Origin of the sequence: Streptomyces sp. NPDC048389, from assembly GCF_040706335.1 — a bacterium.
Taxonomy (GTDB): domain Bacteria; phylum Actinomycetota; class Actinomycetes; order Streptomycetales; family Streptomycetaceae; genus Streptomyces.
Map to the genome: position 1 here is coordinate 12371 of NZ_JBEZKP010000061.1, position 22301 is coordinate 34671.

Below are 22301 nucleotides of genomic sequence, written 5' to 3' on the forward strand. Positions count from 1 at the left end.
GGCGCGCACCGCACGACTCCCTGAGAGGCAAGGCCCCGTACCCGCCGTCCACGGTGTCCGCCGGTACGAGGCCGTGGTGCGGCTCGAGGCCATCAGGCAGTGGCGGCGGCAACGCTCCGCGTGACCGCGCCCCGATCACCACACATCACTGACGCACCACCAGGGAAAGGCCCTTTCGAACGATGTTTGACGTCGAGTCGGACCGGACGTCCGCTTCCGGGACACCCCTCACGGGCGGGCAGTCCGGCATCTGGCTGGCCCAGCAGATCGAGCCGGACGGCTCGGCCTACAACATCTCGTTCGTCCTCCAACTCCGTGGTGACATCGGCCTGGACCGCCTGACGGCCGCCGTCCGGCAGGCCACGGAGGAAGCGGAGAGCCTGCACGTCCGGTTCGCCGACATCAAGGGCGCGCCGCGGCAGGTGCCCACGCGCTTTCCCGTCGAGGTCCCCTGCGTCGACCTGAGGGGCGAGCCCGACCCGCAGGACGCGGCCCACCGGTGGATGGACGCGGACCGTGACCGCCCCGCCGACCTGGCCGAAGGCCCCCTGTTCGCGCAGGTGCTGCTCCGGCTCGCCGACGACCGCGTCTGGTGGTACCAGCGTTACCACCACATCGTCGTCGACGGTGCCGGCATCGCCGAGATGACCCGCCGCGCCGGCGACCTCTACACGGTCGGCGACGAGGCCGCCGCCCCCGACTGGACCCTGTCCAGGCTGGTCGACGCGGACACCGCGTACCGCGCCTGTGAGCAGTACGCCGAGGACCGGGCGTACTGGCTGGAGCGGATGGCCGGCCTGCCGGAGCCCGTCCGCCTCGTCGAGCGCGCGGCCACGCCGATGAAGCGCCGCGTCCGTCGCACCACGGAGCTCGCGCCCGAGGCCGCCGCCCCGCTGCGCGCCCTGGCGACGGCATCGCGCATGCCGCTGTCACGCCTTCTGCTGGCCGCCTCCGCGGCCTATCTGCACCGCGTCACCGGCGAGCAGGACCTGGTCCTCGGCCTGCCGGTCACCACCCGCCTGGACCCTGCGACGCGGCGCGTCCCCGCCATGGTGTCCAACATCCTGCCGCTGCGCCTCACCGTCCGCCCCGACATGACCGGCGCTCAGCTCCTGGACACCGTCCGCACGGCGGTCTCCGAGACCGTCGCCCACAGCCGCTACCGCGCCGAGGACCTCGCCAGGGACCTCGGCCTGGTCGACGGCGTGCAGGAGCTGGTCGGCCCGACCGTCAACATCCTTCCCCAGCCGGAAGCGCTGCGCTTCGGCGACGCGGAAGCCGAGTTCGTCCCGCTGTGGCTCGGCCCGGTCAGCGACCTCGCCCTGACGTTCGGGGACTACGAGGAGGGCCACGGCCTGCGCATCCACCTCGACGCGGACGCCGACGTCTGCGACGAGCGGACGCTGGCCGAGCACCAGCGCCGCTTCCTCATGGTGCTCGAGACGCTCGCCTCGGACCTCCGCCTGCCCATCGGGCACATCGAACTGACGTCGGGCGGCGAACGGGCCCGGCTGCTCGCCGAGTTCGGCGTGGCGCCCCGCCCCTCGCCCGAGACGACCTGGCCCGCGGCCTTCGAGGAGCGAGTGCGTCACGCCCCCGACGCCGTCGCGCTCGTCCGCGAGGACCGGGAGCTGTCGTACGCGGAGCTCAACGGCGCCGCGAACCGCCTCGCCCGCCTCCTCGTGGCGAGGGGCGTGGGCGGCGAGGACGTCGTCGCCGTGGCGCTGCCCCGCTCCCCGGAGCTCGTCGTCGCCCTGCTGGCCGTGATGAAGGCGGGAGCCGCGTACCTGCCGCTGGACGCCGACCACCCGCAGGACCGCATCGCCTACATGCTGGACGACGCCGGCGCGCGTACGGTCGTGACCACCCGCGACCTGTCCGCCGACCTGCCGGACGCGCCCGGGGTCGAGCACGTACTGCTCGACGAGCCCGACGTGGCCGCCGAGTGCGCGGCCCTCGACCCCTCGGACCTCGGCGTCGCCGCCGGCCTGGACCAGGCCGCGTACGTCATCTACACCTCGGGCTCCACGGGCCGCCCCAAGGGCGTCGTCGTCCCGCACGACGGTGTGGGCAGCCTCATCGCCACCGCCACCGACCGCATCGGCATCACCGCCGACAGCCGCGTCGTGCAGTTCGCGTCCGCCGGGTTCGACGTGACGGTCTGGGACCTGGTCATGTCACTGTGCGTCGGCGGCCGCGTCATCATGGTCCCCACCGAGCGCCGCGTCGCCGGGCCCGCCCTCACCGACTACATCGCACACCACCGCGCCACCCACATGATCCTGCCGCCGTCTCTCGTCTCGGCGCTGCCGCAGGAGTGCGAACTGCCCGACGGCGCCGTACTGGTCGTCGGCACGGAGGCGGTGCCCAGCGAGCTCATCGCCCGCTGGGCCGGACGTGTGAAGGTCGTCGTCGCGTACGGCCTCACCGAGGCCACCGTCAACTCCACGCTGTGGCTCGCGGAGGCCGACAGGCCCGGCGCCGCGCCCATCGGCCGTCCCGACCCCAACACCCGCGCCTACGTGCTCGACTCGGCGCTGCGCCCGGTGCCCGTCGGAGCCGAGGGCGAGCTGTACGTCGGCGGGCGCGGCCTGGCCCGCGGCTACCGGGGCAGGCCGGGGCTCACCTCCGAGCGCTTCGTCGCCGACCCGTACGCCGAGGAGCCCGGCGCCCGCATGTACCGCACCGGTGACCGGGTGCGCTGGGCAGCCGACGGCAACCTGGAGTTCCTCGGCCGCGCCGACGGCCAGATCAAGATACGCGGCCACCGCATCGAACCGGGCGAGATCGAGAGCGCCTTCATGGCCTGCCCCGGTGTCGCCCAGGCCGCCGTCCTCGTCCGCGAGGACCACCGGGGCGTGAAGCGCCTCGTCGCCTACCTCGTGCCCGAGGCCGGCACGGACCCGGACACCTCCGTGGCCGCGGCGCGCACCCGGATCGCGGAGAGTCTCCCGGACTACATGGTCCCGTCCGCGCTCGTACGCCTCGACGGCCCCCTGCCGCTCACCCCGAACGGCAAGCTCGACAGCCGCGCCCTGCCCGCACCCCAGTGGACCGCGATGGCGGGTGACGACGCGCCCACCACCCCCGCGGAGAGCGCGCTCGCCGCGCTGTTCGCCGACGTGCTCGGCCTGCCCTCGGTCGGCGTCCACGACAGCTTCTTCGAACTGGGCGGCGACAGCATCGTCGCGATCCAGCTGGTGAACCGCGCCCGCGAGAGCGGTCTCGCGCTCACCCCCCGCGACGTGTTCCGGCACCGCACGGTGGCCGCGCTGGCCAGGGCCGCGGGGGAGGCTCCGCGGGCGGTGGCCGCCCCGGTCGTCGAGCTCGACGCCGACGCCCTGCCCGTCTCCCCGCTCCAGGAGGGGTTCTTCTTCCACGCGGAGTTCGACCGGGAGGCCGGGGACCTGTACGTGGTTCAGGAGCTGCTGGACATGGCGGGCACGGTGGACCCCGAGCGGCTGCGGCAAGCGCTGCAGCGGCTTCTGGACCGGCACGCCCTGCTGCGGGCCGCGTTCCGGCAGCTGCCCGGCGGGCGGGTCGTCCAGCGGACGGCCGAGCGCGTCGCGCTGCCGTGGCGGGAGGCCGACACCGAACGGACGCCGCTGGAGGAACTGCTGCGCAAGGACCGCGCCGAGGGCTTCGACCTCGCACAGCCGCCGCTGATGCGGGCCACCCTGGTGCGGGACGGGCGGCGCCACCGGCTGCTGCTCACCCTGCACCACATCATCGCGGACGGCTGGTCCGTGTCCGTGCTGCTGCGCGAACTGACCGCCGCCTACCAGGGCGACGCCCTGCCCGAGCCCGTCGACCCGCACGCCTACCTGTCCTGGCTGGCCGGCCGGGACCGGGACGCCGCCCGCGACGCCTGGCGCCGCGCCCTGGCCGGACTCGACGGGCCGACCCGGCTGCCGGACGCGCTCACGGACGGTGCTCCGGCCGCGGCACCCGCCCGCCCCGAGCACGTGGACGTACGGCTCCCCGAGGCGTTCACCGCCGACCTGACGGCCCGTGCCCGCGCGAACGGCCTCACCCTGAGCACCGTCGTCAACGGCGCCTGGGCGCTGCTGCTGGGCGGGCTGACCGGCAGCCGGGACGTCGTCTTCGGCACCACCGTGTCCGGGCGCACCACCGACGTCGCGGGCCTGGCCACTGCCGTGGGCCTGTTCATCAACACCGTCCCGGCCCGTGTGAGCCCGCGCGCCGACGAGTCGCTCACCGACCTGCTGCGGCGCGTCCAGGACGAGCACGCGGCCCTCCTGGACCATCAGCACCTCGGGCTCGCCGACATCCAGCGGATCACGGGCGGCGGGGAACTCTTCGACACCCTGGTGGTGTTCGAGAACTACCCGTCCGGCGACCTCACGGCCGGCAGCGGGTCCGCCACGCCGCTCGTCACCGGCGCCGAGGTGTTCGACGCCGTCCACTACCCGCTCGCGCTGATCGTCGAGGCGCGCGACGGCCATCTGTCGCTGCGCTTCAAGTACGACGCCGCGCGGCTCGACCAACTGGCCGTGGCGGTCCTCGCCAACCGGTTCGAGACGCTGCTGCGGACCGTCGTCTCCGACCCCGGCCGCCGCGTCGCCCGCGTCGGCCTGCTGTCCGGCCGTGAGCAGGAGCGCATCACCGAGCTGAACGCCACCGCTCGCCCGCTCCCCGACCCGGACGCCACCCTCGCGTCGCTCTTCGCCGCCCAGGTGGCACGGACCCCCGACGCGCCCGCCGTCGTGTTCGAGGGCACGACCCTGACGTATGCCGAGCTCGACCGGCGCGCCGAGGCCCTGGCCCGCCGGCTGCGGGCTCGCGGCGCAGGCCCCGAGCGGTTCGTCGCCGTCGCGGTGCCCCGCTCGGCCGAGCTGATGGTCGCGCTGCTCGGCGTCCACAAGGCGGGCGCCGCCTACCTGCCCGTCGACCTCGACTACCCCGCCGACAGGGTCGCGTTCATGCTGGGGGACTCCGGGGCGCGTACGGTCGTGACCACCGCTGAATCCACCGGGCGGCTGCCCGACGTGCCGGGCCTCGAACACGTCCGTGTGGACCACGACGAGGTCGCACCGGACACGCCCCGCGTGGAGGCGGGAGCCGACCACCCCGCCTACCTGATCTACACCTCCGGCTCCACGGGCCGCCCCAAGGGCGTCGCCGTCACCCACCGGGCGATCGTCAACCGCCTGGCCTGGATGCAGGGCGAGTACGGGCTCGACCGCGGCGACCGGGTGCTCCAGAAGACCCCGTCCAGCTTCGACGTGTCCGTGTGGGAGTTCTTCTGGGCGCTGGTCGAGGGCGCCACCGTCGTTCTCGCCCGGCCCGACGGCCACCGCGACCCGGCGTACCTGGCCGAGCTGATCCGCACCGAGCGGGTCACGACGATGCACTTCGTACCGTCGATGCTGGCGGCGTTCGTCCAGGTCATGGAGGCCGGCACCGGTGCCCCCGACTGGGCGGCGAGCCTGCGCCGGGTGTTCTGCAGCGGCGAGGCGCTCACCGGCCCGGACGCCCGGCGCTGGTCCGAACTGACGTCCCGCCACGGCCGCGGCCCCGTACCGCTGCACAACCTGTACGGGCCCACCGAGGCCGCGGTCGACGTCACGTACTTCCCGTACGAGGGCGGCACCGAGCTCGCCGTCCCGATCGGCCGGCCCGTCTGGAACACCCGCCTCCACGTGCTGGACGCCTTCCTGCGGCCCGTCCCGGACGGGGTGCCGGGCGAGCTGTACCTCGCGGGCGTCCAACTGGCGCGCGGCTACCACGGCCGGCACGGCCTGACCGCCGAACGGTTCGTCGCCGACCCGTTCGGCGAGCCCGGAGCCCGCATGTACCGCACCGGTGATCTGGTCCGGCGCCGTGCCGACGGCGCCGTGGAGTACCTCGGCCGCACCGACCGGCAGGTGAAGATCCGCGGTAACCGGATCGAGCTGGGCGAGATCGAGGCGGCCCTCGCGAATTCGCCGGGCGTGGCCCGCGCGGCCGTCGTCGTCCGCGACGGCGCGCTCGTCGGCTACGCGGTGGCGGCCTCGGACACGCCGGCCCTCGACACCGACGCCCTGCGCGACGCGCTCGCCGGCGTGCTGCCCCAGGCCATGGTGCCCGGCGCCGTCGTCGCCCTGGACGAACTGCCGCTGACGCCCAGCGGGAAGCTCGACCAGAACGCCCTGCCCGCGCCGGCCGCCGCCCCCAGGGCGGGTGGGCGCGCGCCCCGCGACGAGCGCGAGAGCGCGCTGTGCGAGATCTTCACCGCCGTTCTCGGCATGCAGGGGATCGGGGCCGACGACGACTTCTTCATGCTCGGCGGCGACAGCCTCACCTCGATCGCCGTCGTCACCCAGGCCCGGGAAAGGGGACTGACGATCAGCCCGCGTGACGTGTTCGAGCACCGTACGCCCGCCGCGCTCGCCGCGGCGGCCGCCGAGGCTCCGGACTCCCAGGACAGCACCGAGACCCCGGCCGTGACCGTCTCGGCCACCGACGCCGGGCAGGCCGCCGCCGCCCTCCAGGCGATGCTGGCGCAGCAGGGCCCCGGTGCCGCGGTCGACCCCGCCCTCCAGGCACTCCTCGATCAGCTGACCGCCGCCGCGGGCACCCAGCCCCCGGCCGCCTCCGCCCCCCTGGGCGGACTGGAGCTGACCGAGGAGGAGACCGCCCGCGTCGAGGCCGTCGCGGGGCTGCCCGTCGCCGACATCTGGCCGCTCTCGCCGCTCCAGGAGGGCATGTACTTCCACGCCACCTACGACACGGGCGACGCCCTCGACGTCTACCTGTCGCAGGAGACCCTGGACTTCGACCACCGCCTCGACGCCGACCGGCTGCGCGCCGCGTGCCGGGCTCTGCTGGAACGCAACGCCGGCCTGCGCGCCGGCTTCACCAGCGACGGCCTGCCGCGGCCCGTGCAGTTCGTCGCGGACGGCGCTGAGATCCCGCTCGTGGAGAGCGACCTGTCCGCCCTGCCCGCCGACGAGCGGCGCGCCCGCGTCGACGAGCTGCTGGCGGCCGACCGCCGCCGGCGCTTCGACCTGTCCGCGCCGCCCCTGTGCCGCCTCCAGCTGATCCGGCTCGGTGACGGACGCGACCGGCTCGTCGTCACCCACCATCTCATCCTGTGGGACGGCTGGTCCGCGTGGCTGTTCCTCGAGGAGCTGTTCACGCTGTACGAGCGGGCCGGCGACACCACCGGTCTGCCCGCCCCCGGCTCGTACCGCGCGTACCTGTCCTGGCTGGACGAGCAGGACACGACCCGGGCCGTCGACGCGTGGCGCGCCGCGCTCGCCGGGTTCGACGAGCCGACCCTGGTGGCCCCGACGGGCCGCGACGCGGGCCCGGTCATCCCGGCCGACTTCGACGCGCTGCTGACCCGGGAGACCAGCGACCGGCTGCGCTCCCTGGCCCGCCGCCACGGCCTCACCCTGAACACGGTGCTCAACGCCGCCTGGGGCCTGGTCCTCTCCGCGATGACCGGCCGCGGCGACGTCGCCTTCGGCACCGCGGTCGCCGGACGGCCCGCGGACGTGCCGAACGTCGCCGGCATCATCGGCATGTTCCTCAACACCATCCCGGCGCGCGTCGCCTTCGCCCCGGACGAACCCCTGCTCGACCTGCTGCGGCGCATGCAGTCCGAGCGGGCCGCGGTCATGCCGTACGAGTACGTGGGCCTCGGCACCCTCCAGCAGGAGACCGGCCACCGCCGTCTGTTCGACACGCTGTTCGTGCTCCGCTCCGCCGACGGAGAGGACCGCGCCGCGGCGCTCCGGCAGCGGCACGGCATCACCGACGTGTCGAACGTGGACGGCACCCACTTCCCGCTGACCCTGATCGTCACGCCCGAGACCCGGCTGCGGGTCACCCTGGCGGCCCGGCCCGACCTGTTCGACGCGGAGGCCGCGACCACGATCCTCGGCCGGTTCACGACCGTCCTGGAGCGGCTCGCGGAGACCCTCGCCGCCCCGGACGCCGCCCTGGCCCGGACCGTCGGCGTGGACCTGCTGCTGCCGCCGGAGCGCGCCGCCCTGACGGCCGAGTGGGCCGGCAGCCGCGAGCCCGTGCCGGACGAGACGATCGCCGACATGCTCACCGCCCAGGTCGCCCGTACCCCGGGCGCGGTGGCGCTGGTCTTCGGCGAGCGCGCCCTCACGTACGCCGAACTGGACGCGCACATCAACCGGATAGCCCGGCTGCTGCTGGCCCGGGGTGCCGGACCGGAGAAGGTCGTGGCGCTGGCGCTGCCCCGCTCCATCGACATGGTGGCCGCGCTGTTCGCCGTCCTGCGCACCGGCGCCGCGTATCTGCCGCTGGACCTGGACCACCCCGCCGACCGGCTGCGGCTGATGGCCGAGGACACGGGCCCGCTGTGCCTGGTGTCCACCACGGCCGTCGCCCCGACGCTTCGCGGACCTGACGGCCCCGTCGCCCCCGAACTCCTCCTGGACGACGCGGCCGTGGCCGCCGAGCTGGCCGCCCTGCCCGGCGACGGGATCACGGACGCCGAGCGGCCGGCGTTCGCACACGACGTGCCGGGCCGCCTGGAGCACCCGGCGTACGTCATCTACACCTCCGGCTCGACCGGCAGGCCCAAGGGCGTCGTCACTCCCTACCGGGGCCTGACGAACATGCAGCTCAACCACCAGAAGGAGATCTTCGACCCGGCCATCGCCTCGGCCGGCGGGCGGCGGCTGCGCATCGCGCACACCGTGTCCTTCGCCTTCGACATGTCGTGGGAGGAGCTGCTCTGGCTCGTCGAGGGCCACGAGGTCCACGTCTGCGACGAGGAGCTGCGCCGTGACGCGGAGGCCCTGGTCGCCTACTGCGACCGGCACCGGGTCGACGTGGTCAACGTGACGCCCACGTACGCCCAGCTCCTCATCGAGGAGGGCCTCCTCGACCAGGACGAGAACACGGGCCGCCACCGGCCCGCGCTGGTCCTGCTCGGCGGCGAGGCCGTGTCCGACACGGTGTGGACGAAGCTGCGCCGCACCGAGGGCACCTACGGCTACAACCTGTACGGGCCGACCGAGTACACGATCAACACCCTCGGCGGCTCGACCACGGACAGCGCGACCCCGACGGTCGGCATGCCCATCCGCAACACCCGTGCCTACGTCCTGGACACGATGCTGCGCCCGGTCCCGCCGGGCTGCCCCGGCGAGCTGTACATCTCCGGCACCGGCCTGGCCCGCGGCTACCACGACCGTCCCGGCCTGAGCGCAGAGCGGTTCGTCGCGGACCCCTTCGGGGAGCCGGGGGAGCGGATGTACCGCACGGGCGACCTCGTACGGCAGCGGCCCGACGGCCTCCTCGACTTCCTCGGCCGCACCGACGACCAGGTGAAGATCCGCGGCTACCGCATCGAACTGGGCGAGATCTCCACCGCCCTTTCCTCGCATCCCGATGTCGCCCACGCGGCGGTCGTCGTCAACGAGAGCACCGGCACGAAGCGCCTCGTCGGCTATTTCGCACCGGAGGACGGCACGGAGCCGGGCGACGACCTGCTCCAGCGGCTGCGCGACCACCTGAAGGCCGGGCTGCCCGACTACATGGTCCCGTCCGCGCTCGTCCCCGTGGACACGCTGCCGCTGACCGTCAACGGCAAGCTGGACGTCAGGGCCCTGCCCGCCCCCGACTTCGCCGGTGGGGGCACCAGCCGCGCGCCGCGCACACCGCGGGAGGAGACGCTGTGCGCGCTCTTCGCCGAGGTGCTCGGCCTGCCCGAGGGCAGCGTCGGCATCGACGGCGACTTCTTCGAGCTGGGCGGCCACTCGCTGCTCGCCACCCGCCTCGTCAGCCGGGCGCGTACGGCGCTCGACGCCGAACTGGCGATCCGCGACCTGTTCGAGGCGCCCACCGTCGCCGAACTGGTCGAGCGGGCGGCCCGCTCCGGCGGCGCCGCCCGGCCGGTGCTGACCGCCGGCGAGCGGCCCGACGAGCTGCCGCTGTCCCACGCCCAGCAGCGGCTGTGGGTCATCCAGCAGATCGAGTGCACCTCGGCCGCCTACAACTTCCCGCTGGTGATGCGGCTGCGCGGCGCCCTCGACACCGACGCGTGGAGCACGGCGCTGGCCGATGTGACCGCCCGGCACGAGGCCCTGCGCACGGTGTTCACGCAGCGCGACGGCCAGGCGTTCCAGCGTGTGCTGCCCGCCGACGAGGCGCGGCCCGTGGTCGAGCGGCTGCGTGCCACCGAGGACGAGGTGCCCGGCATCGTCGAGGCTGCCGTGGGCAGGCCCTTCGACCTGGCCGCCGAACTGCCGCTGCGCGCCACGGTCGTGGAGCTGGCCCCCGAGGACCATGTCGTCGTTCTGCTGCTCCACCACATCACCACCGACGAGTGGTCGGACCGCCCGTTCCTGCGCGACCTGGCCACCGCCTACGCCGCCCGCGTCGCCGGTTCCGCACCGGACTGGGAGCCGCTGCCGGTCCAGTACGCCGACTACGCGCTGTGGCAGCAGCGCCTCCTCGGCGACCCGGCCGACGCGGACAGCCTGGCCGCCCGGCAGCTGGAGTACTGGCGTACGACGCTGGACGGCGCGCCCGAGGAACTGGAGCTGCCCACGGACCGGCCGCGCCCGGCACGGCCGGCGTTCACCGGCGCCGAACTGGACATCACGTTCGACACCGACGTCCACGAGGGTCTGAAGAGGCTCGCCCGCCGGACCGGTGCCAGCATGTTCATGGTGGTGCACGCCGCCGTGGCCGCCCTGCTGCACCGCATGGGCGCCGGGACGGACATCCCCCTCGGCTCGCCCATCGCGGGGCGCGGCGACGAGGCGCTGGACGACCTGGTCGGCTTCTTCGTCAACACGCTGGTGCTGCGTACCGACCTGAGCGGCGACCCGAGCTTCACGCAGCTCCTCGGCCGGGTACGGGAGACGGACCTCGCGGCGTTCTCGCACGCGGACGTGCCCTTCGAGTCGGTCGTCGAGAAGCTGAACCCGACCCGGTCGCTGTCCAGGAACCCGCTGTTCCAGGTGATGGTCGGCTACCACGCCCGCACGGGTGACGGACTGGAACTGCCCGGCCTCCACGCCGACTACGTGCCCTTCCGCATCCGCTCGGCCAAGTTCGACCTGGTGTTCAGCTTCACCGAGCACACCCCGGCCGACGGCGGCACGGGCTCCCTGGGCTGCCGTCTGGAGTTCGCCACGGAGCTGTTCGACCACGACACCGCCGAGCGTCTCGGCGACCGCCTCCGGGCGCTCGTCGCGGAGCTCGTGGCCGCTCCCGAGCGGCCCGTCTCGCAGGCCGGGATCCTGCGCGACGACGAGCGGCGCCTGGTCCTGGAGGGCTTCAACGCCACGGCCCGCGACGTCGAGGAGGAGTCGTTCCCGGCCCTGTTCGCGCGCAGGCTCGCCGAGCGCCCCGACGCGGTCGCCGTCGTCGACCGCTCCCGCTCCGTGACGTACGCGCAGCTGGACGCCCGCGCCAACCGCATCGCCCGGCTGCTGGCCGCCCGCGGTGTGCGTGCCGAGAGCGTGGTCGGTGTGGCCGTGCCCCGCTCGGTCGACATGGTGGCCGCGGTGCTGGCGGCGCTGAAGCTGGGCGCCGCGTTCCTGCCGCTCGACCTGGTCCACCCGGCCGACCGCCTCGCCTACATGATCGAGGACTCGCGGGCCGCCCTCGTGGTCGGCACAGAGCCGGTGGCGGGCAAGATCCCCGAGGTGGCGGGCGTGCCGGTGGTGCTGCTCGACGAGCCCTCGGTGGCCGCCGAGCTGGAGGCCCTGCCGGAGACCGCCCTCGGGGGCGAGCCGACGGGCCTGGACCAGGCCGCGTACGTGATCTACACGTCCGGTTCGACGGGCCGCCCCAAGGGCGTGGTCGTCCCCCACGAGGGCATCGCCAGCCTGGTCGCCACCGCGGTCGACCGGATGGGCCTGGAACGGGACAGCCGTGTCCTGCAGTTCGCCTCGATCGGCTTCGACGTCTTCGCCTTCGAACTGTCGATGGCGCTCTGCCACGGCGGCCGCCTCGTCCTCATCACCGACGAGGCCCGGGTCGCCGGCCCCGCGCTCACCGACTTCCTCGCCGACCAGCGGATCACCCACATGATCCTGCCGCCGTCCCTCGTGTCCGCGCTGCCGCCCGGCTGCGAACTGCCCGAGGGGTCGACCGTCCTCGTCGGTACGGAGACCGTGCCGCCGGACCTGTTCGAACGCTTCGGAGCCACGGCCCACCTGATCTGCGCGTACGGGCTCACCGAGGCGACCGTCAACTCCACGCTGTGGCCCGCCCGTGAGCACGGAGGCCGCCCGTCCGGCCGGGTGCCCATCGGCCGGCCCGACCCCAACACCCGCTGCTACGTCCTCGACGACCACCTGCGGCCCGTCCCGCCGGGTGTCACGGGCGAGCTGTACGTCTGTGGACGCGGCCTCGCGCGCGGCTACCTCGGCAGGGCCGGGCTGACCTCGGAGCGGTTCGTCGCCGACCCGTACGGCCCGCCCGGCAGCCGGATGTACCGCACCGGTGACCGTGCCCGCTGGCGCGCGGACGGCAACCTCGACTTCCTCGGACGCGTCGACACCCAGGTGAAGGTGCGCGGCTTCCGTATCGAGCTGGGCGAGATCGAGGCGGCGCTCACCGCGCACCCGTCGGTGGCCCAGGCCGCCGTGGTGCCCGACCGCGACGGCGACATCGTCCGTCTCGTCGGCTACGCCGTACTGGAGGCGGGAGAGGCCGGGCAGGCGGCCCCGCACGAGCTGCGCGCCCATGTGGCGGGCGTCCTGCCCGAGTACATGGTCCCGGCGCTCGTCGTCCCGCTGGACGGCCCGCTGCCGCTCACGCCCAACGGCAAGCTCGACCGCAAGGCGCTGCCCGCGCCGGACTGGGCGGCCATGACGGGTGACGCCCGCCCCGCGACGGCGACGCAGGCCAAGCTCGCCGAGCTGTTCTGCGAGATCCTCAAGCTGGAGAAGGTCGGCGTCCACGACAACTTCTTCGCACTCGGCGGCCACTCCATGGCCTCGATGCGGCTCCTGGGCCGCATCCGCGCCGAGTTCGGGGTCGAGCTGAGCATCCGTGACGTCTTCGACGCGCTGACGGTCGCCGGCATCGAGGGCAAGCTGAAGGGCGCGGCGACCGCCCGTCCGGCGCTCCGTCCCGCGAGGGACCACAGGGAACCGCTCCCGGCCGCCCCCGTCCAGCGCTGGCACTGGGACGCCCACCGCCGCGCACCCGGCTTCGACCACGCACTCGTGCTCCGCTCGCCCGGCGGTCTGGACGCGGACGCCCTGGCGGCCGCGCTCGCCGATGTGGCTGCCCGCCACGAACCGCTGCGGACGGCGTTCACGGAACGGGACGGCGCGCTGTACCAACGGGACGCCGAGCCCCCGGCACTGACGCGTGAGGAGTGCGCGGACCTGGAGACCCGCCTGGCGGAGCTGGCCGCGGGAGCACCGCGGCCCGACCGCGAGGCACCTCTCGGGGCTCACCTGCTGACGGAGGCCGCAGGAAGCCAGGCGCTCCTCCTGACCATGCACTACCTGGCGGTGGACGAATGGTCGGTCGTCCCCCTCTTCCGTGACCTGACGGCGGCGTACGCGGCCCGCGCGGAGGGCCGGGCACCCGAATGGGAGCCGCTGCCGGTCTCGTACGCGGACTACAGCCGCTGGGCCCGCGAGGTCCTGGGCGCCCCGGACGACCCCGACAGCCGCGCTGCGGGCCAACTCGCCTACTGGCGGGACACGCTGAAGGACGTCCCGGCCGAGCTGGCGCTCCCGGCCGACGGCTCCGACTCGTCCGCGCCCGGCGCCGACCACGTCGGCTTCGTCCTCGACGAGCGGCTGCACGCGGCGGTGGACGACCTGGCCCGGGCGACCGGCACCAGCATGTTCATGGTGCTGCACTCCGCCCTGGCGGCGCTGCTCACCGCCCACGGCGCGGGCACGGACCTGCCCATCGGTACGATGGTCGCCGGCCGCAGCGACGACCAGCTGGCCGACCTGGTGGGCTGCTTCTTCAACACGGTCGTGCTGCGCACCGACACCGCGGGCGACCCGACGTTCGCGGAGCTGCTGTCGCGCGTACGCGAGACCACGCTGAGCGCGCTCGACCGCCAGGAGGTCCCCTTCGAGGAGATCGTCCGGGCGACCGGTCTGCCTCCACAGGGCCCGCAGGTCATGGTGATCCACCATGAGCAGGCGGACCTGGAGCAGCTGGAGGGCGGCGTCGGCTCACTCGACGCCGTGCCGACCGGCTCGACGCGGGCGCAACTGACGCTCAGCTTCTACGAACCGCGGGGCGAGGGCCCCGTCCACTGCGGGCTGATCCACGCGACCGGCCTGCTCGGCACCGCCAAGGCACAGCGGCTCGCCGACGAACTACTCAGGCTGCTGCGCACCGTGGCAGCCGACCCGGAGCAGCCGCTCTCGGAGCTGTTCACCGCCATGACCGAACTGTCCACAAGGAGTGGAACCGCATGAGCACCAACCCGTTCGAGGACCCGCAGGGCCGCTTCCTGGTCCTGGTCAACGAGGAGAACCAGCACTCGCTGTGGCCGTCCTTCGCGGAGGTGCCGGCCGGGTGGCGCAGCGTCTTCGGCGAGGACACGCGCGAGGCGTGCCTGGCGTACGTGGAGTCCCACTGGACGGACCTGCGCCCCGCGAGCCTCGTGGCCCGGCAGGGCTGACGGCCCACGCCGCGACGCACCGCCGCCCGTGGAGGTTCTCCTCCACGGGCGGCGGTGTCGGTGAGCGGTCAGTAGTGGTAGCGGGCCTTGAGGACCTTGACTTCCTTGTCGTCCACCCGGTACACGAGCCGGTGCTCGTCGTTGATACGGCGCGACCAGTAGCCGGACAGGTCGCCTTTCAGCGGCTCGGGTTTGCCGATACCGGTGAACGGGGTGTGCTGGATCTCGGTGATCAGCCTGGTGATCCTGCGGGCCGTACCGCGGTCCGAGCTCAGCCAGAACAGAAGGTCTTCCCATCCGGCCGGGTCGAAGTGGACACTCCTCACCCCTCACCCGCCAGGGCTTCAAGCTCTTCCATCGTCTTCGTGATCGTGACCACGCCGGCCCTGTCGCGCGCGACGGCTTCCATCAGGCGTTGAGCGTTCGCAGGGGATTTCAGCAGGTAGACGGTCTCCTGCCAGGAATCGTAGTCCTCGGCGGACATCAGGACGGCGTCGCCGCCCTTGGAGCTGATGCGCACTGGAGCATGATCGTCGTTAACGCGCTTGATGAGCGGGAAGAGGTCCCTGCGGGCCTCACTGGCGCTTATGGTCATGATCATGCCCTCTCTCCGAGTCGTACGACAAAACGGTACCAGTGTCGTACGAGTTTCGGGTACCAACGGTAAGGGAATGCGAGAGGGCATCGCACCGCAAGGCTCCCGACCACGCGCTGGTGGGCGGGAGCCTTGGCGGACGAGAGAGCGCCCTACGCGCCCTACGCCGGGACCGCCGGCTCCCGGCGGCTGTCGGACCAGGCCGACCACAGTTCGGCGTAGCGTCCGCCCGCCGCGACGAGTTCGTCGTGGGTGCCGGTCTCGACGACGCGGCCCTGGTCGAGGACGACGACGCGGTCCGCGGTGGCCGCCTGGGGGAGGCGGTGGGCGACCATCAGGCCCGTGCGGCCCTCCAGGGCCCGCAGGGCGGCGGTCTCGAGGACGCGGGCGCCCGCGCTGCCGGCGTCGGCGGTGGCCTCGTCGAGGATGGCGATGGGCGGGTCGGTGAGGACGAGACGGGCGAGGGCCAGGTGCTGGGCCTGGGTCACCGTCAGGCGGTGGGCGCCCTCGCCGACGACCGTGGACAGGCCGTCGGGGAGCGCGTCGACCCACTCCAGGGCATCCACGTGGGCCAGTGCCGCGCGCAGCTCCTCGTCCGTCGCCTCGGGGCGGGCCAGCCGCAGGTCCTCGGCCAGTGGCCCCGCGAAGACGTGGACCTCCTGGCTGATCAACGTGACCGCCCGCCGTACCCCGGCGGAGCCCAGCTCCCGGGTGTCCACGCCGCCGAGAGAGATCGTGCCGGCCGCCGGGTCGTGGACGCCCGCGATCAGCTTCGCCAGGGTGGTCTTTCCCGCGCCGCTGGCGCCGACCAGGGCGACGCGCTCCCCGGAGCGTACGTCCAACTCGACGTCACTCAGCACCGGGTGGCCGTCCACGTAGGCGTGGCCGAGCCCCGTCACCTTGACGGACCCGTCGACCGGCGCCGCGACCGGCCCGTCGGGCTCCCGTTCGGCGGGGAGGCTCGACACACCGACCAGGCGGGCGAGGCTCGCCCCGGCGGACTGGGCGTCGTCGATGAGGAAGAGCGCGGCGTTGATCGGGTTGAACAGGCCGTGGAAGTAGAGCGCCGCCGCGGTCGCCGTACCAAGGCTCACGGACCCGCCGTCGACCAGGAGGAAGCCGGTGACGAGGATCGACGCCATGCCGATGAACTCGGCGATGTTGAGGCGGGAGAAGAAGCCCGAGACCAGGCGCATGCCCCGCGCCGCCAGGTCGACGGCCGTCTGCGACCGCCGCTCCACCAGCTCGGCGTGCCGGTCCGTCAGACGGAACGCCCGTACCGTACGGACTCCGCCGACGCTGTCGAGGAGCTGGTGCTGGAGGGCACCGGTCGCCACCCGGTGCGCGGCGTAGATCCTCGCGGCGCGCGGGATGTACCAGCGCACCGTCAGGACATGGACCGGCACGGCCACCAGCACGGCGAGCAGGAACCGCCAGTCGAGGACGGTCAGACCCACCAGGGTCAAGATGATGGTGAGGAAGGCTCCGGCGAACTCGGGAAGCGCCTGCCGTACCGCTTTCGCGATCAGGGTGACGTCACCCGTCACCCGCGAGGTCAGGTCGCCGGAACCGGCCCGCTCGACCCGTTCGAGCGGCAGCCGCAGTGCCCGGGCGATGAACCGCTCCCGCAGGTCGGCGAGGATCGTCTCCCCGAGCCGGGCGACGAGCGACTTGCCGATCGCGGTCGCGACGCCCCTGGCCACGGCCACCGTGAGGAGCAGGACCATCGGCACGGTCAGCGCGTCCGTGCCGCGCCGGTCCACGACCAGGTCCACGATCCGCCCCAGCAGCGGGGCGGTCAGCAGCCCGATGCCGGTGCCGACGACCAGGACGGTCACCGCGGCCACCGCCAGGAGGCGGTGACTGCGGAGCAGTTCGCGGACGACGGAGAGGGTCCGGGCGCCGGTGGCGGTGGGCAGGAGCTCGCGTTCGGGCGTGCCGGGTCCGCTCATGGTCCGTCCTTCGTCCTTCACGTCTCGGTCTCGCGCGTCGTTGTCCTGCGCGTCGCTGTTGTGTGCGTCGCCGTCCTGCACGGTCGTCATGCCAGCACCGCCGAGCGGTACGTCTCGTGGGCGGCGACGAGCTCCGGGTGGCTGCCCTCCGCGGCCACCGTGCCGTCGTCGAGCATCACCACGACGTCGGTCCCGGCGAGCAGGGCGGGGCTGGTGGTGACCAGGACCGTGGTGCGGCCCCGGCGCAGGTCGCGCAGCCGGGAGGCGATACGGGCCTCGGTGACCGTGTCGACGGCCGTGGTCGGGTCGTGGACGACGAGGACCGGCGGGTCGGCGGCCAGGGCGCGGGCGAGCGCCACCCGTTGGCGCTGGCCGCCGGAGAGTGAACGGCCTCGCTCGGACAGGACGGTGTCCACACCGTCGGGCAGCGCCTGGGCGACGTCGTCCGCCGCCGAGGCGGCCAGCGCCGGCCGCACGTCCGCCGTGTCGGTGTCCGCTCCGGCCCGTACGTTGGCGAGGAGGCTGTCCTCGAACAGGTCGGCGTCGTGGTGGGCGACCAGGATCGCCCGGCGGGCGTCGCCCGGGTCGAGGTCGGCCAGCGGTACGCCGTCGAGCTCCACGGTCCCTTCCGCCGGGTCGAGTTCGCGGCCCAGGCAGAGCAGCAGGTCGTTCACGGCGGCCGGGTCCTTGGCGACGACGCCGACGACGCTGCCGGGAGCGATGTCGAGGTCGACGCCGCGCAGGGCGCCGTGGGTGACGCCCCGTAGCCGCAGCCGTCCGGCGACCGGCTGCGGGAGCGCCGCCGTCCCGGGCGCGACGGCGTGCGGAGCGGCGAGGACTTCCGCGACCCGGTCGGCCGACGCGCGGCCCTGGGCGAACTCGCCGTTGACGTAGGTGAGGAGCTGGAAGGGTCCGAGGAGGTACTGGGCGAGGCCGACGGCCGCCACCAGGTCGCCCACGCTGATCGTGCCGCGCATCGCCAGATGGGCGCCGACGAGTCCGATGACCACGATGAAAATGCCCGTCAGGGCGAGGATCGCGCCGTCGTGCCAGGCCCGGCTGCGGGCCGCTCGCAGGGCAGCGGCGAGCGAGCTCCTGCTCGTACCCCGGTACCGGGAGACCGCCGCCGGTTCCGCGCCGATGCCCTTCAGGACGCGCAGCCCCGCGACCAGGTCCGCGGCGACCCCCGAGGCGTGGGCGGCGTGCTCCTGCTCGGCGTCGCTGCGCCGTTCGAGCGGGCGGCTGATGAGGTGGCCGATCCACAGCAGGGGCGGGACGCCGAGGAGGACGAGCAGGCCGAGGGGGACGGAAATACGCAGGAGGGCCACCGCGCTGATGGCCAGTCCGGCGACCGCGGACAGCGCGTACGGCAGGGCGGAGGCCACCGAGCCGACCCGTCGGGCGTCACCGGTCGCGACGGCGGTCAGCGCTCCGGGCAGCCGGCCGTTGTCGGCGCCGCCGCGCGGGTCGAGCACCCGGGCGGCGAGGTCCTGCCGGATGCGGTGCGCGGCGCCTTCGCCCGCTCCCTCGGTGAGCCGTGCGGAGTTCCGGTAGCACGTGGACAGCACGAGGAAAAGGACGGCGAGCACCAGCAGCCACCGCAGGAGCGCACCGGAGGAACCGGTGGCCACCGCCTCGTCGATGACGAGTCCGATGACGACGGGGACAAGGGCCTCGCACGCCTGGTGTGCCATGCCGAGGAGCGACGCTCCGACGATGCGGGGGCGTTGATCACCCAGCGCTCTTCGGAGGACATGGCCTCCCGTTGGTCCTCCAGCGGGCATGCGGAGCCTCCACAAGAACATAAGCGGATGGTTAGGTAAGGCTACCTTAATGATGGCTGGTGCCAAGGGTGCGTGCGGGGCCCCTCGGGAGGCGTGGCCGGGTCGGCCGTATGGCCACATTGACCTGCCGGAGTTGTACGGTTAGGCTCACCTAAGTTGCGTCGTCCGCCGTGTCACGTCGCTTGCAGCACAGCTCATTTCGCGTCTCGCGTACCGTGCGGTGCGCGAACCGCCACCAGGGGGAGTGGTCGTTGTCCGTCGAAGCCCAGGCGGCGTCCCGGAGCGGGACCGAGGGTCCTGCCGAGCCCGTCGTGCCGACGGTGCGCCCGGCGGCCGTGGCTCTGCGCGGTCTCGGACTCCTCGTGACGCTCGGCGCGCTGGTCCTCGTCTCACTGGTCAGTGTCTGGGTGGGCACCCGAGGGATCCCTTTCGTCTCGACATGGGACCTGCTGTGGCGGCCTGACGGGTCGCAGGCTTCCGTCATCGTCCACGACTACCGCATCCCCCGCACCATCCTCGGCCTCCTCGTCGGAGTGGCGCTCGGGCTGTCCGGCGCCCTGATGCAGGCCCTGACACGCAACCCGCTCGCCGACCCCGGGCTGCTCGGGGTGAACCTGGGCGCTTCCGCGGGCGTCGTGGTGGCCATCGCCTTCGTCGGCGTGGCCGCTCCTTTCGGCTACGTGTGGTTCGCACTCGCCGGGGCGGCCGCCGCGTCGGTGGGCGTCTACCTCCTCGGCTCCTCCGGACGTCAACTCGCCACCCCCGACCGGCTCGTCGTCGCGGGTGCGGCGGTGACCGCCGTGCTGTACGCCTTCAACTGGGGTGTGCTGCTGTTCGATCCGGAGGCGTTCGACCAGTTCCGGTTCTGGACCGTGGGCTCGCTCGCGGGCCGCTACTACGACATCGTCCTCCTGATCCTGCCGTTCGTCGCCGTCGGGCTGGTCGTCGCCCTCCTGCTGGCCCCGTCCCTCAACGCCCTTGCCATGGGCGACCAGGTGGGGCGTGCCCTGGGCGTGAACGTCGGCCGCACCCGGGTGCTGGCCGCCCTTGCCGTGATGCTGCTGTGCGGCGCCGCCACCGCCGCGGCCGGGCCGATCAGTTTCGTGGGGCTCGCCGTACCGCACATCGCCCGGTTCGTCGTCGGCCCCGACCAGCGCTGGGTGTTCGCGTACTCGATGCTCCTCGCACCCGTCCTGCTCATCGGGTCGGACGTCCTGGGCCGGGTGCTCGGCGCTCCGGGCGAGGTGCAGGTCGGCATCGTCACCGCGTTCATCGGCGCACCCCTGTTCATCGCGCTGTGCCGCCGCCGAAAGCTGGTCATGCTGTGAGCGACGTCCGGGAGGCGAAGACCTCCGTACCCGGGCCCGTGGACGACCGCGTCACCCGTGTCATCAGCGGCCGGGTCGTCCGTACCGGAGCGGGCGCATTCTCCCTGCGCGTACAGGGCCGCACCGTCGCCGTCACCGCGCTGCTGCTCGCCGCCCTCGTCCTCGTCGTGGGCGTCACCCTGACCACCGGCGACTTCCCGCTCACCGTCGGGGAGGTTCTCCAGGCACTGACCGGCAACGGATCCGGTGCCGCCGACTTCGTCGTCAACACGCTGCGCATGCCCCGCATCCTGACCGCGGTGTTCGTCGGAGCGGCCCTCGCCGTGAGCGGGGCGATCCTGCAGAGCCTCACCCGCAACTCGCTCGGCAGCCCCGACATCATCGGCTTCACCAACGGCTCGGCCGTGGGCGCTCTCGTCGTCATCATCGTGCTGCACGGCAGCATGACGCAGATCGCGTTCGGAGCGCTGATCGGCGGCCTCGCCACGGCCCTCGCCGTCCACCTCCTCATGATCGGCCGCGGGCTGCAGGGCTTCCGGCTGGTCGTCATCGGTGTCGGCGTCAGCGCGCTGCTGCTCGCCGTCAACTCGTACCTGATCACCCGGGCCACGTTCCAGGAGGCCCTGGAAGCCCAGGCATGGCTGATCGGCAGCCTGGGGAACCGACTGTGGGTCCACGCCAACGCCATCGGCCTCGCACTGGCCGTCCTGCTGCCACCCGCCCTCCTCCTCTCCCGCCGCCTCGCCATGGTGGAGATGGGCGACACCACCGCCATGGGGCTCGGCGTCAACGTGACCCGCACGCGCACCGCCCTCCTCGTGATCAGCGTCGCCCTGGCCGCGTTCGCCACCGCGGTGACCGGCCCCATCTGGTTCATCGCCCTGGCGGCACCCCAAGTGGTACGCAGGCTCACCCGGTCGTCCGCGCCGGCGCTGGTGCCCTCCGCCCTCATGGGCGCCCTCCTGCTCGTCGTGAGCGACCTCGCCGTCCAGCGGATCTTCGCGCCCGCCCTCCTTCCGGTGGGCACCGCGACCGGCGCCATCGGCGGGCTCTACCTCATCTGGCTGCTGATCACCGAGTCGCGAAAGAGCCGCGCATGACTGCAACTCACCGAGTCGCGAAAGAGCCGCGCATGACTGCAACGAACGCCCCGCAGCCCCGGCTGCGTGCCGAGGGCCTCACGCTCTCCTACGACCAGCGGACGGTGGCCACGTCCCTGGACGTCGACATCCCCGACCACTCCTTCACCGTCATCATCGGGCCCAACGCCTGCGGCAAGTCGACGCTGCTCACGGCGCTCGCACGGATGCTCAAGCCCAAGGCCGGTCAGGTCTACCTCGACGGCGCGGCGATCGCCTCGTACCGCTCGCGTGAAGTCGCTCGCCGCCTCGGCCTGCTCCCGCAGTCGTCGAGCGCGCCCGGCGGCATCACCGTCGGCGACCTGGTGGCGCGCGGCCGGTTCCCGCACCAGCGGCTGCTGAAGCAGTGGTCCGCCGAGGACGAGGCGGCCGTGGTGGAGTCGATGCGGCAGACCGGCGTTCTCGAACTCGCCGACCGGCCCGTGGACGACCTCAGCGGCGGCCAGCGCCAGCGCGTCTGGCTCGCCATGGTCCTGGCGCAGAAGACCTCCATCGTGCTCCTCGACGAACCCACCACGTTCCTGGACATCGCCCACCAGGTCGAGGTGCTCGACCTGTGCGCCGACCTCCACGCGGACAAGGGACACACCGTCGTCGCCGTCCTGCACGACCTGAACCAGGCGTGCCGCTACGCCACCCACCTCATCGTCATGCGTCCCGGCGGCGTCATCGCCGCCCAGGGCGACCCGGCGACGGTCATGACGGCCGAGCTGGTCGAGGACGTGTTCGGACTGCCCTGCCGGATCATCGACGACCCCGAGACCGGCACGCCGCTGATGGTGCCGGCGGCGCCCAGGCGGTACGGGGCGGAGGGCGGCGCGCGCGACCCGCGGCGGGCCGAAAGGGCCGGCGCCGCCGACGCCGTGCTGGCCGAGACCTCCTAGGGACGGACCGC

General features: G+C 73.4%; 9 protein-coding genes. 5 read left to right on the plus strand and 4 right to left on the minus strand.

Annotated features, from left to right (window positions below):
• The first annotated feature begins 182 nt into the window (after positions 1 to 182).
• Entirely contained in the window at positions 183 to 14402 is a 14220-nt protein-coding gene (locus tag AB0903_RS29310) for an amino acid adenylation domain-containing protein (RefSeq protein WP_366707743.1), read from the plus strand.
• Positions 14399 to 14608: an MbtH family protein gene (locus AB0903_RS29315; RefSeq protein WP_366707744.1), complete on the plus strand. Its 210-nt coding sequence runs from the start codon at positions 14399 to 14401 to the stop codon at positions 14606 to 14608. The genes AB0903_RS29310 and AB0903_RS29315 overlap by 4 nt, the downstream gene beginning before the upstream one ends.
• 68 nt (positions 14609 to 14676) lie before the next feature.
• Here AB0903_RS29315 and AB0903_RS29320 read toward each other — a convergent pair whose 3' ends face one another.
• The 4 genes from AB0903_RS29320 to AB0903_RS29335 form a co-directional block, all read right to left on the minus strand.
• Complete coding sequence (locus tag AB0903_RS29320; protein WP_366707745.1) at positions 14677 to 14934, minus strand: Txe/YoeB family addiction module toxin; 258 nt, start codon at positions 14932 to 14934, stop codon at positions 14677 to 14679.
• On the minus strand, positions 14931 to 15203 hold the full coding sequence (locus AB0903_RS29325) for a type II toxin-antitoxin system Phd/YefM family antitoxin (protein WP_366707755.1): 273 nt from the start codon (positions 15201 to 15203) through the stop codon (positions 14931 to 14933). Before AB0903_RS29325 ends, AB0903_RS29320 begins: the two co-directional genes overlap by 4 nt.
• A 161-nt stretch (positions 15204 to 15364) precedes the next feature.
• Positions 15365 to 17155, minus strand: coding sequence for an ABC transporter ATP-binding protein (locus AB0903_RS29330; RefSeq protein ID WP_366707756.1), 1791 nt, complete (start codon positions 17153 to 17155; stop codon positions 15365 to 15367).
• An 86-nt stretch (positions 17156 to 17241) separates the two neighbouring features.
• Entirely contained in the window at positions 17242 to 18939 is a 1698-nt protein-coding gene (locus AB0903_RS29335; RefSeq protein ID WP_366707746.1) for an ABC transporter ATP-binding protein, read from the minus strand.
• Between the two features lie 251 nt (positions 18940 to 19190).
• On the opposite strand from AB0903_RS29335, the gene AB0903_RS29340 reads away from it, so the two are divergent.
• The 3 genes from AB0903_RS29340 to AB0903_RS29350 are packed head-to-tail and all read left to right on the plus strand — an operon-like array spanning position 19191 to position 22290.
• On the plus strand, positions 19191 to 20267 hold the full coding sequence (locus AB0903_RS29340) for an iron chelate uptake ABC transporter family permease subunit (RefSeq protein ID WP_366707747.1): 1077 nt from the start codon (positions 19191 to 19193) through the stop codon (positions 20265 to 20267).
• The gene (locus tag AB0903_RS29345) at positions 20264 to 21367 is read left to right on the plus strand and encodes an iron chelate uptake ABC transporter family permease subunit (RefSeq protein WP_366707748.1); all 1104 of its coding nucleotides are present in this window, start codon (positions 20264 to 20266) and stop codon (positions 21365 to 21367) included. Before AB0903_RS29340 ends, AB0903_RS29345 begins: the two co-directional genes overlap by 4 nt.
• Before the next feature lie 32 nt (positions 21368 to 21399).
• Positions 21400 to 22290, plus strand: a complete 891-nt coding sequence (locus AB0903_RS29350; protein WP_366707749.1) for an ABC transporter ATP-binding protein — start codon at positions 21400 to 21402, stop codon at positions 22288 to 22290.
• Positions 22291 to 22301: the final 11 nt, after the last annotated feature.